The organism is Streptomyces sp. RPA4-2, from assembly GCF_012273515.2.
In the GTDB taxonomy this organism is placed as follows: Bacteria; Actinomycetota; Actinomycetes; order Streptomycetales; family Streptomycetaceae; genus Streptomyces; species Streptomyces kaempferi.
Window position 1 is genome coordinate 2278156 of the sequence record NZ_CP050975.2, and the last position, 15574, is coordinate 2293729.

9 protein-coding genes and 3 rRNA genes are annotated in these 15574 nt (G+C 66.1%); 2 read left to right on the plus strand and 10 right to left on the minus strand.

Features of this window, described 5'->3' with window-relative positions:
* Positions 1-4 precede the first annotated feature (4 nt).
* The 4 genes from HEP85_RS09665 to HEP85_RS09680 all read right to left on the minus strand — a co-directional run bounded on the left by HEP85_RS09665 (position 5) and on the right by HEP85_RS09680 (position 4155).
* The gene (locus tag HEP85_RS09665; protein WP_168527413.1) at positions 5-868 is read right to left on the minus strand and encodes an ABC transporter ATP-binding protein; all 864 of its coding nucleotides are present in this window, start codon (positions 866-868) and stop codon (positions 5-7) included.
* A gap of 11 nt (positions 869-879) precedes the next feature.
* Positions 880-1923 carry an iron chelate uptake ABC transporter family permease subunit gene (locus HEP85_RS09670; RefSeq protein ID WP_168527414.1) on the minus strand — a complete coding sequence of 348 codons (1044 nt, stop codon included), beginning with the start codon at positions 1921-1923 and terminating at the stop codon, positions 880-882.
* Entirely contained in the window at positions 1920-2963 is a 1044-nt protein-coding gene (locus tag HEP85_RS09675) for an iron ABC transporter permease (RefSeq protein WP_168527415.1), read from the minus strand. Before HEP85_RS09675 ends, HEP85_RS09670 begins: the two co-directional genes overlap by 4 nt.
* A gap of 163 nt (positions 2964-3126) precedes the next feature.
* Entirely contained in the window at positions 3127-4155 is a 1029-nt protein-coding gene (locus HEP85_RS09680; RefSeq protein ID WP_329286804.1) for an HAD hydrolase-like protein, read from the minus strand.
* An 86-nt stretch (positions 4156-4241) separates the two neighbouring features.
* On the opposite strand from HEP85_RS09680, the gene HEP85_RS09685 reads away from it, so the two are divergent.
* Positions 4242-5534, plus strand: coding sequence for a DUF1015 family protein (locus HEP85_RS09685; RefSeq protein WP_168527416.1), 1293 nt, complete (start codon positions 4242-4244; stop codon positions 5532-5534).
* Positions 5535-5599: 65 nt separating this feature from the next.
* Here the strand turns inward: HEP85_RS09685 and HEP85_RS09690 are convergent, their stop codons facing one another.
* The 6 genes from HEP85_RS09690 to HEP85_RS09715 all read right to left on the minus strand — a co-directional run bounded on the left by HEP85_RS09690 (position 5600) and on the right by HEP85_RS09715 (position 14577).
* Positions 5600-6532 (minus strand): tetratricopeptide repeat protein, encoded by a 933-nt coding sequence (locus HEP85_RS09690; protein ID WP_211118207.1) that lies wholly within the window; start codon positions 6530-6532, stop codon positions 5600-5602.
* Positions 6424-7908, minus strand: a complete 1485-nt coding sequence (locus HEP85_RS09695; protein WP_369658115.1) for a hypothetical protein — start codon at positions 7906-7908, stop codon at positions 6424-6426. The genes HEP85_RS09690 and HEP85_RS09695 overlap by 109 nt, the downstream gene beginning before the upstream one ends.
* Positions 7909-8087: 179 nt before the next feature.
* Positions 8088-8204, minus strand: a 5S ribosomal RNA gene (gene rrf, locus HEP85_RS09700).
* Positions 8205-8340: 136 nt separating this feature from the next.
* A 23S ribosomal RNA gene (locus tag HEP85_RS09705) occupies positions 8341-11464 on the minus strand.
* 315 nt (positions 11465-11779) lie between these two features.
* Positions 11780-13304 (minus strand): 16S ribosomal RNA (locus tag HEP85_RS09710).
* The 16S, 23S and 5S rRNA genes sit together here, the layout of an rRNA operon.
* A 631-nt stretch (positions 13305-13935) precedes the next feature.
* Positions 13936-14577, minus strand: a complete 642-nt coding sequence (locus tag HEP85_RS09715) for a DNA-3-methyladenine glycosylase (RefSeq protein ID WP_168527418.1) — start codon at positions 14575-14577, stop codon at positions 13936-13938.
* A gap of 185 nt (positions 14578-14762) precedes the next feature.
* Here HEP85_RS09715 and HEP85_RS09720 point away from each other — a divergent pair, with 185 nt between their 5' ends.
* Positions 14763-15548 (plus strand): sporulation protein, encoded by a 786-nt coding sequence (locus HEP85_RS09720; RefSeq protein WP_168527419.1) that lies wholly within the window; start codon positions 14763-14765, stop codon positions 15546-15548.
* The last annotated feature ends 26 nt before the right edge of the window (positions 15549-15574 follow it).

A 15574-nucleotide genomic window follows, 5' to 3' on the forward strand; every position in this document is an offset into this window, starting at 1 on the left:
GCCCTCAGGAGCCCTCCGTCACCGCGACGCGTGCCCTGCGGGCCGCCGGGACCACCAGCGGCGTTCCGGTCTCCGGGTCGTCGATGACCTGGCAGCGCAGCCCGAAGACCTCCTCGACCAGCTCGGCCGTCACGATGTCCCGGGGCGCGCCCTCGGCGACGACCCGGCCCTCGCGCAGGGCGATGAGGTGGGTGGCGTACCGCGCGGCGTGATTGAGGTCGTGCAGGACCGCGACCAGTGTCCGCCCCCGCTCCTCGTGGAGTTCGGCGCAGAGGTCGAGCACGTCGATCTGGTGCTGGATGTCGAGGTAGGTGGTCGGCTCGTCGAGCAGCAGCAGCGGCGTCTGCTGGGCCAGGGCCATCGCGATCCAGACGCGCTGCCGCTGGCCGCCCGACAGTTCGTCGACGTAGCGGTCGGCCAGTTCGGCGACGCCGGTCGAGGCCATCGACTCCCGGACGACCCGCTCGTCCTGCGTCGACCACTGGCGCAGCAGCCCCTGGTGCGGATAGCGGCCACGGCCGACCAGATCGCCGACCGTGATCCCGTCCGGCGCGATCGACGACTGCGGGAGCAGCCCGAGCGTCCTGGCCACCTTCTTCGCGGGCATCGACTGGATGACCTGCCCGTCGAGCAGCACCCGCCCCTCGGAGGGCTTGAGCATCCGGGACAGGGCGCGCAGCAGGGTCGACTTGCCGCACGCGTTCGGGCCGACGATCACGGTGAAGGAGTGGTCGGGGATCTCCACCGACAGCTTCTCCGCGATGACACGCTGGTCGTAGCCGAGGGTGACGTTGTCGGCGGACAGGCGGTTCACAGTGCTCCTCTGGGGTTTCTCGTTCGCGGGGGCGCTCATATTCGGCCCGCTCATGTCCGACCCGCTCATATCCGGCCCGCCTTGCGCTCGGTGACGAGCAGCCACAGCAGATAGATGCCGCCGAGGACTCCGGTGACGACGCCCACGGGCAGCTGGTCGGCTCCGAAGGCGCGCTGCGAGGCCCAGTCCGCGACGATCAGCAGGGCGGCGCCCATGCACATCGACGGCACCAGATTGGGTCCCGGTGAGCGGGTCAGGCGCCGGGCGAGCTGCGGCGCGGTGAGCGCCACGAAGCCGACCGGGCCGGCCGCGGCGGTGGCGCCCGCGGTGAGCAGGACGGCGGACAGCATCAGCAGCAGGCGGACGCGCTCGACCCGCACACCGAGTGCGTACGACACGTCGTCACCCATCTCCATCATGCGCAGCCCCCGCGCGTTGCCGAGGACGAGCGGCACCAGCACGGCGCACATCGCCAGCAGCGGCCACACCTGCGCCCAGTCACGGCCGTTGAGGGAGCCGGTCATCCAGACGACCGCGCGGGCCGCGTCGACGAGGTCCGCCTTGGTCAGCAGGTAGCCGTTGACCGCGGTGACGATCGCGGAGACGCCGATCCCGACCAGGACCAGCCGGTATCCGTGCACGCCGCGCTTCCAGGCGAGCAGATAGATGGCGACTCCGGTCACCAGGCCGCCGACGAACGCCCCGAGAGCGACCTGGTTCGCGGTCCCCGAGAACAGCACGATCATGATCAGCGCGCCGGCCGTCGCCCCCTGCCCCAGGCCGAGGACGTCCGGACTGCCCAGCGGGTTGCGGGAGACGGACTGGAAGATCGCCCCGCCGAGCCCGAGCGAGGCCCCGACCAGGAGGCCGACGAGCACCCGGGGCAGCCGCAGCTCGTTGACGATGAACTCCTGGCCCGCGTTCCCGTCGCCGGCCAGCGTCCTGAGGACGTCGGCGGCCGGGATCGGGAAGTCGCCGGTGCCGATGAGCACCACGCTCGCGGCGAGCGCGGCCACCAGCAGCAGGACGACGACGACGAGCGCTCGCACGTCGAACCGGACCGACAGACCGCCGCGCGCGCGTAGGGATCGGGTACGTGTCGTGCTCACAGCTGGGCCGTCCTCCGCCGTCGTACGAGGTAGATGAAGACCGGGCCGCCGAGGACCGCGGTGACGATGCCGACCTGGAGTTCCGCGGGCCGGGCGATGATCCGCCCCAGCACGTCGGCGCCGAGCAGCAGCACCGGCGACAGCACGGTCGCGTACGGCAGGATCCAGCGCAGGTCCGGGCCGGTGAAGGACCGTACGACGTGCGGGACCATCAGCCCGACGAAGACGATCGGCCCGCAGGCGGCCGTCGCGGCGCCGCACAGCACGGTGGCGGCGGCCATGGACAGCGCACGGGTGCGGTTCAGGTTGGCGCCGAGCGCGCGGGCGGTGTCGTCGCCCATGGCCATGGCGTTCAGCGGCCGGGCGAGGCCCAGCGCGAGCACCGTGCCGGCCACCAGGAACGGCAGCACCTGCCTGATGGTCGAGTCCGTCGCCGAGGCCAGCGAACCGACCGTCCAGAAGCGCATCTTGCCCAGCGCCGCGTCATCCATGATCATCACGGCCTGGAGATAGCCGTAGAGGGCGGCGCTGATCGCGGTGCCGGCGAGCGCGAGCCGCACCGGGGTCGCTCCCCGGCTGCCGCCGAGGAACCAGACCAGGGCCCCGACCGCGGCGGCGCCGAAGAAGGCGAACCAGACGTATCCGCTCAGGCTGGTGACACCGAAGTACGTGATGGCGGTGACGACCGCGGCGGACGCGCCCGCGTTGATCCCGAGCAGTCCGGGATCGGCCAGCGGGTTGCGGGTGAGCGCCTGCAGGACGGCACCCGACAGCCCGAGCGCGGCGCCGACGAGCAGTCCGAGGACGGTACGCGAGAGCCGGTCGCCCACGACGACGTCGGCGTAGGTCCCCGAGTCGTGGAACAGGCCGTGCCAGACCTGGTCCAACGGCAGCGCTTTCGCACCGATCGCGATGCTCGCCAGCGCGACGAGCACGAGGACGGCCGCGGACACGACGAGCCCGACGGCACGAATCGCCCAGCGGTTCGGGGGCGCGGGGGCGGTTTCCGCGCGCTGTTGAGGGGGACTGTCGACCAACACGTGGTTAGGTTAGCCTACCCTCGCTGCCACTTGGTTCCCCGGCCACCGCTCAGCACCCCCTACGCCCTCGCATCCGCGCGACGACCTCGCGGGAACCGCCCCCGAGCCCGCAGGCGCCGCCACCGAGCCCGAGTGAGCCGCCGGCCGGCCCCGGGACGCGCCGTCAGAGTCCCAGCCGCGCCAGCGCCTTGGCGCCGTCCAGCGCGCACGTCCCGTCCCCGGCCGCCGTCCACGCCGCCGCGCACAGTGCCCGCAGCCCGTCCAGCGCCTCACCCTCGCCCGCCAGTTCAAGCCGCTCGCTCCCGGCCGTCGCCGTCCACCCTCCGCACCGGAACCCGTCACCCTCCTGGCCGATCGCGGGCTGACCGGTCAGCAGACCTCGCAGATCGGCGTCGACATACGTCGGCCGGTGCTGCGGCGGGGCGGCGAGGAGCTGCGCGCCGTCCGTCACACCGGTGAGCACGAGCAGCGAGTCCACCTCGCCGTTGAACGCGCCCTCGATGTCCGTGTCCAGGCGGTCGCCGACCACCAGCGGCCGCTTCGCCCCGGTCCGCAGGATCGTCTCGCGGTGCATCGGGGGCAGCGGCTTGCCCGCCACCTGCGGCTCGGCGCCGGTGGCGATCCGTACGACCTCCACCGCGGCGCCGTTGCCCGGCGCGATACCGCGGGCGCTCGGAATGGTCAGGTCGGTGTTGGACGCGAACCACGGCACACCCCGCGCGATGGCGTAACAGGCCTCCGCGAACCGTGCCCACCGCAGGTCGGGACCCCCGTAACCCTGCACCACCGCCACCGGATCGTCGTCGGCCGACTCGACCGGTTCGAGCCCGCGCTCGCGCAGCGCGACCCGCAGCCCCTCCCCGCCGATGACCAGCACACGCGCGCCGGCCGGCACCTGCTCGCTGATCAGCCGGGCCGCCGCCTGGGCGGAGGTGATGACGTCACCGGCGTCCGTCGGAATGCCCAGCTCGCCAAGGTGTTCGGCCACGGCGTCGGGCGTCCGCAGCGCGTTGTTGGTGACATACGCGAGGTGCATCCCGCCGGAGCGGGCGGTGCCGAGCGACTCCACGGCGTGGGCGATCGCGTTCCCGCCCGCGTACACCACCCCGTCCAGATCGAGCAGCGCCGTGTCGTACGCCTCACTCAGGGCCTGCTCGCTGCCCTCGGGGCGCGTCCTGGCGGTCTGGCTCATTGCACATCGCTCCTCGTTCTAGCTCTTTCCCTCGATCATCGCGCATGGCATCGGCACGTACTGACGATCACACTTACGATGCGTCAATGAACACTGCAGGTCCCGCGGAGGAAACCCCGGTGCGCAGCGGCCTCGAACTGGCCCCGTTCCGGGGCGTGCGCTATGACCCCGACCGGGTCGGCAGCCTCGCCGCCGTGACATCCCCGCCGTACGACGTCATCGTCCGGCCGGACGGTCTGCTGCACCTCGAATCGGCCGATCCGCACAACATCGTCCGGCTGATCCTCCCCCAGGACGCGACTCCCCACGCCCGCAACCGCCAGGCGGCGGACACCCTGCACGCCTGGCTGTCCAAGGGTGTCCTGACCACCGACCCCGAGCCGGGCCTGTACGTCTACGAGCAGCGCGACGACGACATGCTGCAGCGCGGCATCATCGGCACCCTGCGCCTGTCGGAGCCGGCCGACGGTGTCGTCCTTCCGCACGAGGACGTCATGCCCCACATCGTCGCGGACCGCGCGGCCCTGATGCGGGCGACCTCCGCCAACCTCGAACCCCTTCTGCTGACCTACCGGGGCACCGGTTCCCGGGTCGGCACGGCCGCGGTCATCGAGCGCACGGCGGAGCGCGAGCCACTGCTGTCCACCACCACGGAGGACGGTCTGAGCCACCGTCTCTGGGCGATCACCGATGCCGCCGATCTGGCCGAGATCCAGACGGACCTGGGCCACCACCAGGCGCTCATCGCGGACGGGCACCACCGCTGGGCGACCTATCTGCGTCTGCGCTCGGAGCACCCTTCGCCCAGCCCCTGGGACTTCGGTCTCGTCCTCCTGGTGGACACCGCGCGCTATCCGCTGCGCGTCCGCGCGATCCACCGTCTGCTGCACGGGCTGCCGGTCTCGGAGGCGCTGGCGGCGCTCACGGACTCGTTCCGGGTCCGCCACCTCGACGTTCCCCTCGCGAAGGCCCTGGAGGCCCTCGCCTCGGCGGCCGCGGAGAGCAACGCCTTCCTCCTCGCGGGCGACGGCTCGTTCCACCTGGTCGACCGCCCGGACCCGGACCTCCTCACCCGTACGATCCCGGCCGACCATCCCGAGGCCTGGCGCACCCTGGACGCGACCGTCCTGCACGCCACGCTCCTCGCGCACGTCTGGGGCATCCCGGAGGACTCGCCCGCCCACATCGCCTACATCCACGACACCGAGGCCACGGTCGCCAAGGCGGAGCTCGACGGCGGCACGGCGGTCCTCCTGCACCCGGTGCACGAGGAGGTCGTACGCGACCTCGCCCGTCAGGGCGTCACGATGCCCCGCAAGTCGACGTCGTTCGGCCCGAAGCCGGCGTCGGGACTGGTACTGCGGGCGCTCGCCGACTGAGACGCCGAGCGGCGGGACCCCTTCCGGAGTCCCGCCGCTCGTGTTCTCACCGCGTGGTTCAGGCGTCAGCCGCGAGGCGCGCCCTCGTCGTGGCCGTCGTCATCGTCACCTTCGTCCTCGCGCTCTTCGTTCCGCTCTTCGTCGCGCTCGTCCTCGGCGTCATCGAGGTCATCGTCGGCGAGGTCCTCGTCATCGACGTCGTCGATCTCGTCGACCTCATCGACCTCATCGATCTCGGCCTGGATCACCCGGTCGGCCTCACGTACGGACGTGGGCTCGGCCCCGGTCCCGGAGTCCGCCTCGGACTCGCTCTCGTCCTCGACCAGGGCGTCGACGAACTCGACACCGTCCAGCTCCGCGAGCCGGTCCGAGGCGTCCGTGCTGCCGTCCTTGTCGGACTCGACAGCCTTGGCGAACCACTCGCGCGCCTCGTCCTCACGACCGGCGGCGAGAAGCGCGTCAGCGTACGCGTAGCGCAGTCGCGGGGTCCAGGGCTGCACGGAGTGCGAGGCCAGCTCGGGGCTCTGGAGGGTCACGATGGCGGCGTCGAGCTGCCCCATGTCCCGCCGCGCCCCGGCGGCGACCAGCCGCATCTCGACCTGACCGGCCTTGTCCAGCTTCTGCACGTCGGGCGCGCCAGCCATGTCCAGCGCCTTCTCGGGCCGGCCCATACCCCGCTCGCAGTCCGCCATGACGGGCCACAGGTCGACGTTGCCGGTCATCCGACGCGCCGCACGGAACTCCGCGAGCGCCTCGCTGTACTTCTGGCTCGCGTAGGCGGCGAATCCGGCCGCCTCGCGCACGGCGGCGACCCGCGACGCCAGACGCAGCGCGATCCTGGAGTAGGCGTACGCGCCCTCGGGGTCCTCGTCGATGAGCCGGGCGACCATCACCAGGTTCCTCGAGACCTCCTCGGCAAGTCCCTTCGGCAGGCTCTGGAGCTCCTGCCGGACGTCCTTGTCGATCTCGTCGCCGGTGACGTCGTCCGGGATCGGCAGCCGCTTGATCGGCTCACGGTCCCGGTCGCGGTCACGGTCGTCGCGGCCACGGAAGCCGCCGCCCCGGCTGTCGCCACCCCGACGGTCGTCACGGCCCTGGAAGCCGCCGGGACGGCCGCCCCGGTCGTCACGACGGAAGCCGCCACCACTGCCGCCGCCGCGGTTGTCGTCGCGACGGAACCCACCACGGTCGTCATCACGACGCGGAGCACCGGAACGCTCATCACGCCGGAACGGAGGACGGTCTCCGTCACGCCGGGGTCCCCTGTTGTCGCCACCCCGGTCGTCACGGCGGAAGGGGGGACGGTCTCCCTCGCGACGGTCCCCACGGTCGTCACGCCGGAAGTCGTTGCGGTCGTCACGGCGGAACCCACCACGGTCGCCACCGCGGTCGTCCCGACGGTCGTCGCGACGGAAGTCACTGCCACCACGGCTGTCGTCGCGACGGAACCCACCGCGGTCACCGCCACGATCCCCACCGCGGTCATCACGACGGTCGTCGCGACGAAAACCGCCGCGGTCGTCATCGCGACGCGGGCCGCCCGTCGGACGGTCGTCACGGCGGAAGGCGGGACGGTCCCCGTCCCGACGGAAGCCACGGTCATCGCCCCGACGGTCGCCACCACGGTCGTCACGGCGGTCGTCACGGCGGAAACCACCGCGATCGCCGGCGCCGCCACGATTGTCATCGCGCCGGAAGTCGTTGCGGTCGTCGCGACGGAAACCACCGCCGGTACCACCACGGTTGTCGTCACGACGGAAACCACCGCCGGTACCACCACGGTTGTCGTCACGACGGAAACCACCGCCGGCGCCGCCACGGTTGTCGTCGCGACGGAAACCACCGCGATCCCCGCCGCGGTCATCACGACGGTCGTCACGACCGCGGAAGCCGCCGCGATCGCCGCCACCGCCACGGTTGTCATCACGTCGGAACCCACCGCGATCACCACCGCGATCACCACCGCGGTCGTCACGGCGGTCGTCGCGACGGTCGTCGTCACGACGCGGGCCGCTCGGCCGGTCGTCGCGGTTGAAGGAGGGACGGTCGCCGTCCCGGCGGAAGCCACCGCCGCGGTCGTCACGGCGCGGGCCGCTCGGCCGGTCGTCACGACGCGGGCCACCGGTGGGGCGGTCGTCACGCCGGAACGGCGGACGGCCACCACTGGCGCCACCGCGGTTGTCATCACGACGGAACCCACCACGATCGCCGGCGCCGCCACGGTTGTCATCACGACGGAACCCACCACGGTCACCGCCACGATCCCCACCGCGGTCGTCGCGGCGGTCGTCACGTCGGCCGGAGCCACCGCGGTCGTTGTCGCGCCGGTCGTTGTCACGGCGCGGGCCCCCGCGGTAGCCGCCGCGGTCACCACTGTCCTGGCGTCGCTGATCGCGCTCCGGTCGCTCATCGGGAGAGTTGGTGGACATGGGTGACTCCTGTCTTCGGTACCGCAAGTCATTCTCGCGCAGCCGGGTACCCGGCGCGCTTCCTAAAAACAAAAAAGGACCTCTGGTCCCAGCGAGTCGCTGGGACCAGAGGTCCTCAAAGATTGTTCGGCGGCGTCCTACTCTCCCACAGGGTCCCCCCTGCAGTACCATCGGCGCTGTGAGGCTTAGCTTCCGGGTTCGGAATGTAACCGGGCGTTTCCCTCACGCTATGACCACCGAAACCCTGTCAGACATCTCGTTTTTCAACGAGACCTCGAACGGGCAGCGAACAAGCACACTATTCAATTCATTAGTGAAACTGTTCAGCCAGCACAACCGTTCGTTGTCTGGGAACTACACAGTGGACGCGAGCAACTGAGGACAAGCCCTCGGCCTATTAGTACCGGTCACCTCCAGCGGTTGCCCGCCTTCCAGATCCGGCCTATCAACCCAGTCGTCTACTGGGAGCCTTAACCCCTCAAAGGGGGTGGGAATACTCATCTCGAAGCAGGCTTCCCGCTTAGATGCTTTCAGCGGTTATCCCTCCCGAACGTAGCCAACCAGCCATGCCCTTGGCAGGACAACTGGCACACCAGAGGTTCGTCCGTCCCGGTCCTCTCGTACTAGGGACAGCCCTTCTCAATATTCCTACGCGCACAGCGGATAGGGACCGAACTGTCTCACGACGTTCTAAACCCAGCTCGCGTACCGCTTTAATGGGCGAACAGCCCAACCCTTGGGACCGACTCCAGCCCCAGGATGCGACGAGCCGACATCGAGGTGCCAAACCATCCCGTCGATATGGACTCTTGGGGAAGATCAGCCTGTTATCCCCGGGGTACCTTTTATCCGTTGAGCGACGGCGCTTCCACAAGCCACCGCCGGATCACTAGTCCCGACTTTCGTCCCTGCTCGACCCGTCGGTCTCACAGTCAAGCTCCCTTGTGCACTTACACTCAACACCTGATTACCAACCAGGCTGAGGGAACCTTTGGGCGCCTCCGTTACTCTTTAGGAGGCAACCGCCCCAGTTAAACTACCCATCAGACACTGTCCCTGATCCGGATCACGGACCCAGGTTAGACATCCAGCACGACCAGACTGGTATTTCAACGACGACTCCACCATGGCTGGCGCCATGACTTCAAAGTCTCCCAGCTATCCTACACAAGCCGAACCGAACACCAATATCAAACTGTAGTAAAGGTCCCGGGGTCTTTCCGTCCTGCTGCGCGAAACGAGCATCTTTACTCGTAGTGCAATTTCACCGGGCCTATGGTTGAGACAGTCGAGAAGTCGTTACGCCATTCGTGCAGGTCGGAACTTACCCGACAAGGAATTTCGCTACCTTAGGATGGTTATAGTTACCACCGCCGTTTACTGGCGCTTAAGTTCTCAGCTTCGCCACCCCGAAGAGTGACTAACCGGTCCCCTTAACGTTCCAGCACCGGGCAGGCGTCAGTCCGTATACATCGCCTTACGGCTTCGCACGGACCTGTGTTTTTAGTAAACAGTCGCTTCTCGCTGGTCTCTGCGGCCACCCCCAGCTCACCGAGTAAATCGGATCACCAGTGATGGCCCCCCTTCTCCCGAAGTTACGGGGGCATTTTGCCGAGTTCCTTAACCATAGTTCACCCGAACGCCTCGGTATTCTCTACCTGACCACCTGAGTCGGTTTAGGGTACGGGCCGCCATGAAACTCGCTAGAGGCTTTTCTCGACAGCATAGGATCATCCACTTCACCACAATCGGCTCGGCATCAGGTCTCAGCCTTGATGTGCGACGGATTTACCTATCACACGGCCTACACCCTTACCCCGGGACAACCACCGCCCGGGATGGACTACCTTCCTGCGTCACCCCATCACTCACCTACTACAGGTCTGGTCCGTCGGCTCCACCACTCCCCTTTGCCCGAAGGCTCCGGGGCGGCTTCACGGACTTAGCATCGCCTGGTTCAATGTTTGACGCTTCACAGCGGGTACCGGAATATCAACCGGTTATCCATCGACTACGCCTGTCGGCCTCGCCTTAGGTCCCGACTTACCCTGGGCAGATCAGCTTGACCCAGGAACCCTTAGTCAATCGGCGCACACGTTTCTCACGTGTGTATCGCTACTCATGCCTGCATTCTCACTCGTGAACCGTCCACCACTGCCTTCCGGCGCGGCTTCACCCGGCACACGACGCTCCCCTACCCATCACAGCGGGCGTTGGCCCTATTGCTGCAATGACACGACTTCGGCGGTACGCTTGAGCCCCGCTACATTGTCGGCGCGGAATCACTAGACCAGTGAGCTATTACGCACTCTTTCAAGGGTGGCTGCTTCTAAGCCAACCTCCTGGTTGTCTGTGCGACTCCACATCCTTTCCCACTTAGCGTACGCTTAGGGGCCTTAGTCGATGCTCTGGGCTGTTTCCCTCTCGACCATGGAGCTTATCCCCCACAGTCTCACTGCCGCGCTCTCACTTACCGGCATTCGGAGTTTGGCTAAGGTCAGTAACCCGGTAGGGCCCATCGCCTATCCAGTGCTCTACCTCCGGCAAGAAACACACGACGCTGCACCTAAATGCATTTCGGGGAGAACCAGCTATCACGGAGTTTGATTGGCCTTTCACCCCTAACCACAGGTCATCCCCCAGGTTTTCAACCCTGGTGGGTTCGGTCCTCCACGACCTCTTACAGCCGCTTCAACCTGCCCATGGCTAGATCACTCCGCTTCGGGTCTTGAGCGCGCTACTAAATCGCCCTATTCGGACTCGCTTTCGCTACGGCTTCCCCACACGGGTTAACCTCGCAACACACCGCAAACTCGCAGGCTCATTCTTCAAAAGGCACGCAGTCACGACGCACTGAGTAAACTCAATGCGCGACGCTCCCACGGCTTGTAGGCACACGGTTTCAGGTACTATTTCACTCCGCTCCCGCGGTACTTTTCACCATTCCCTCACGGTACTATCCGCTATCGGTCACCAGGGAATATTTAGGCTTAGCGGGTGGTCCCGCCAGATTCACACGGGATTTCTCGGGCCCCGTGCTACTTGGGTGTTTCTCAAACGAGCCGTTGATGTTTCGACTACGGGGGTCTTACCCTCTACGCCGGACCTTTCGCATGTCCTTCGCCTACATCAACGGTTTCTGACTCGTCTCACGGCCGGCAGACCGTGAAAGAGAAATCCCACAACCCCACATACGCAACCCCTGCCGGGTCTCACACGTATATGGTTTGGCCTCATCCAGTTTCGCTCGCCACTACTCCCGGAATCACGGTTGTTTTCTCTTCCTGCGGGTACTGAGATGTTTCACTTCCCCGCGTTCCCTCCACTTGCCCTATGTGTTCAGGCAAGGGTGACAGCCCATGACGACTGCCGGGTTTCCCCATTCGGAAACCCCCGGATCAAAGCCTGGTTGACGACTCCCCGGGGACTATCGTGGCCTCCCACGTCCTTCATCGGTTCCTGGTGCCAAGGCATCCACCGTGCGCCCTTAAAAACTTGGCCACAGATGCTCGCGTCCACTGTGCAGTTCTCAAACAACGACCAACCACCCATCACCCCCGGTTCACACCGGAGTTCACTGGGGCCGGCACTGAAGGCAGCCAACAATCGGCCGTACCTTCAGACACCCAACAGCGTGCCCGACACACTCCCCGCTTCCCTCATTCTTTCCACGCCCCGAAGGACAGTACTCGAAGGAGAAGACGATCAAGTGTGCCGAATAATCAACGTTCCACCCATGAGCAACCACCGTCGAACATTTGCCGACGTAATGGCCCTGGACCACCAGGCAAGCCTGGCAGCCTAGATGCTCCTTAGAAAGGAGGTGATCCAGCCGCACCTTCCGGTACGGCTACCTTGTTACGACTTCGTCCCAATCGCCAGTCCCACCTTCGACAGCTCCCTCCCACAAGGGGTTGGGCCACCGGCTTCGGGTGTTACCGACTTTCGTGACGTGACGGGCGGTGTGTACAAGGCCCGGGAACGTATTCACCGCAGCAATGCTGATCTGCGATTACTAGCAACTCCGACTTCATGGGGTCGAGTTGCAGACCCCAATCCGAACTGAGACAGGCTTTTTGAGATTCGCTCCGCCTCACGGCTTCGCAGCTCATTGTACCTGCCATTGTAGCACGTGTGCAGCCCAAGACATAAGGGGCATGATGACTTGACGTCGTCCCCACCTTCCTCCGAGTTGACCCCGGCAGTCTCCTGTGAGTCCCCATCACCCCGAAGGGCATGCTGGCAACACAGAACAAGGGTTGCGCTCGTTGCGGGACTTAACCCAACATCTCACGACACGAGCTGACGACAGCCATGCACCACCTGTACACCGACCACAAGGGGGCGACCATCTCTGGCCGTTTCCGGTGTATGTCAAGCCTTGGTAAGGTTCTTCGCGTTGCGTCGAATTAAGCCACATGCTCCGCTGCTTGTGCGGGCCCCCGTCAATTCCTTTGAGTTTTAGCCTTGCGGCCGTACTCCCCAGGCGGGGAACTTAATGCGTTAGCTGCGGCACCGACGACGTGGAATGTCGCCAACACCTAGTTCCCACCGTTTACGGCGTGGACTACCAGGGTATCTAATCCTGTTCGCTCCCCACGCTTTCGCTCCTCAGCGTCAGTAATGGCCCAGAGATCCGCCTTCGCCACCGGTGTTCCTCCTGATATCTGCGCATTTCACCGCTACACCAGGAATTCCGATCTCCCCTACCACACTCTAGCTAGCCCGTATCGAATGCAGACCCGGGGTTAAGCCCCGGGCTTTCACACCGACGTGACAAGCCGCCTACGAGCTCTTTACGCCCAATAATTCCGGACAACGCTTGCGCCCTACGTATTACCGCGGCTGCTGGCACGTAGTTAGCCGGCGCTTCTTCTGCAGGTACCGTCACTTTCGCTTCTTCCCTGCTGAAAGAGGTTTACAACCCGAAGGCCGTCATCCCTCACGCGGCGTCGCTGCATCAGGCTTTCGCCCATTGTGCAATATTCCCCACTGCTGCCTCCCGTAGGAGTCTGGGCCGTGTCTCAGTCCCAGTGTGGCCGGTCGCCCTCTCAGGCCGGCTACCCGTCGTCGCCTTGGTGAGCCACTACCTCACCAACAAGCTGATAGGCCGCGGGCTCATCCTTCACCGCCGGAGCTTTCAACCCACCCAGATGCCCAGGCAGGTATTATCCGGTATTAGACCCCGTTTCCAGGGCTTGTCCCAGAGTGAAGGGCAGATTGCCCACGTGTTACTCACCCGTTCGCCACTAATCCACCCCGAAGGGCTTCATCGTTCGACTTGCATGTGTTAAGCACGCCGCCAGCGTTCGTCCTGAGCCAGGATCAAACTCTCCGTGAATGTTTTCCCGTAATCGGGACGACACCACGAGAGCGGAACCAGGAAGAGGAATAATCCTCCCGGTTCACAGCGTCCTCGCTGTGCGCCTACCCCAAGGGGCAGGACTTTTTCAAAGGAACCTCGCCCCGACCGATCGGCCGGAGACGGGGTATCAACATATCTGGCGTTGATTTTTGGCACGCTGTTGAGTTCTCAAGGAACGGACGCTTCCTTTGTACTCACCCTCTCGGGCTTTCCTCCGGGCGCTTCCCTTCGGTCTTGCGTTTCCGACTCTATCAGACCGTTTCCGTATCCGATTTCCTCGGTGCTTTCCAGGTTTCCGCTCTCGCGTTTCCCTTTCCGGCGGTTCCGACTCTATCAGATCCTTTCGGGCCTGATTCCCAGTCGGTGGGTTTGTCTTTCGGCTTTGAGTTCTTTCGTCTCTTGGCCTTTCGACATTCACTACGCTAGCCGATTCCCTCCGCAACTCATAATCGAGCACCGCGAGATTGAATTCAGGCATGCGGACACGCCGAATTCGCCCCCGCTGAGGGGAGGTCGTAGGTAGTGGGTTGGCCACTTCCGGCTGCAGGCTGAACGCCGTACCCGGGTCAAGCGGCTCGGGCTACATTACGGACCCCCCAGAGGCGAGTCAAGTTGAGCGGCGGCGGGGCGTATGGGCCCGATAAGGGCTCACGGTGGGGTCGTTGGCGACCCAGAAGCGCCACGGGTGGACGCCCCCGTCGCCGGACACCCCGGTACGTGGACCGCTGCGTACCTGGTCGGAGCTGACGGGTGCCCCCGTCAGCATGGTCAGCGGACCCCCCTCGGGGGCGCAGGCATCGGTGCCGTCGAGGGACCGGTCCACGTCCAGCGCCGTCGCCAGGCGAGCGGGCCCTTTGGCCAGTTCCTTGTCGTTCCGGGCCGAGAGTCGACGTTTGCGAGCGAGCTCCGCGCCCTCGACGACCTCGCCGGCCCTCAGCAGGACCCCGCTGGGCCTGCCCGCCGGACCGCACACCAGGTTCATGCAGAACCACATGCCGTAGGTGAAGTAGACATACACGTGCCCGGGCGGACCGAACATCACGCCGTTGCGGGCCGTGCGTCCGCGATACGCGTGGGAGCCGGGATCGTCCGGGCCGTCGTACGCCTCGACCTCCGTGAGGCGGAGCTCGATCGGACCATCCGGTGTGGTGCGCACGAGGACCCGCCCCAGGAGGTCGGGGGCGACCTCCAGTACGGGGCGGTCGAAGAACTCACGCGTCAGGGGCGTACGGTCAGGGGCCGCGATCATGGCGTACGAGCGTAGTCGAGCGACACGGACACGTGGGTACGTGTGGGTGCCGACGGGTGGTCAAGGAGCGTTCCCCTTGTAAGGGTGAGAACGCGGAACCGGCCGCGGTCGGATCGCGTTTGTAGGGATCAGGAATCCAGACGCAGTACTACGGAGCACAGGCGTTGCCTGGGGAGGTTTGAGACATGGGGTTCAAGCGGCTGCTTGCGAGCCTGGGAGCCGGTGGGGCTTCGGTCGAGACGGTGCTGACCGAGGTCAACGTCGTTCCGGGCGGTGTCGTGCAGGGTGAGGTGCGGATCCAGGGCGGATCCGTGAACCAGGCCATCGAGGGGCTGTCGGTGGGGCTCCAGGCCAAGGTCGAGGTCGAGGGGCACGACGACCAGGAGTACAAGCAGGACATCGAGTTCGCGAAGCTGCGGCTCGGCGGGGCCTTCGAACTGCAGGCCGGTGCCGTGCACGCCGTTCCCTTCGGGCTCGACATTCCGTGGGAGACCCCGATCACCACGATCGACGGGCAGAGCCTGCGCGGCATGCACATCGGTGTCACCACGGAGCTGGAGATCGCGCGTGCCGTGGACTCCGGGGACCTCGACCCCATCAACGTGCACCCGCTCCCGGCGCAGCAGGCCATCCTGAACGCCTTCATCCAGCTGGGCTTCCGCTTCAAGAACGCGGACATGGAGCGCGGCCACATCAGGGGCACCCGGCAGAAGCTGCCGTTCTACCAGGAGATCGAGTTCTTCCCGCCCTCGCAGTACCGCGGGCTGAACCAGGTGGAGCTGAGCTTCGTCGCGGACGACCGCGCGATGGACGTCATCCTGGAGATGGACAAGAAGCCGGGCCTTTTCAGTGAGGGCAGCGACTCGTACCGCTCCTTCGAGGTGGGCCTGCACGACTTCCAGGGCACGGACTGGGCCGCGTACCTGAACCAGTGGCTGTCCGAGGTCGGCAGCAAGCGCAGCTGGTTCTAGGCTCGGACCGAGAGATTCCGCCGTTC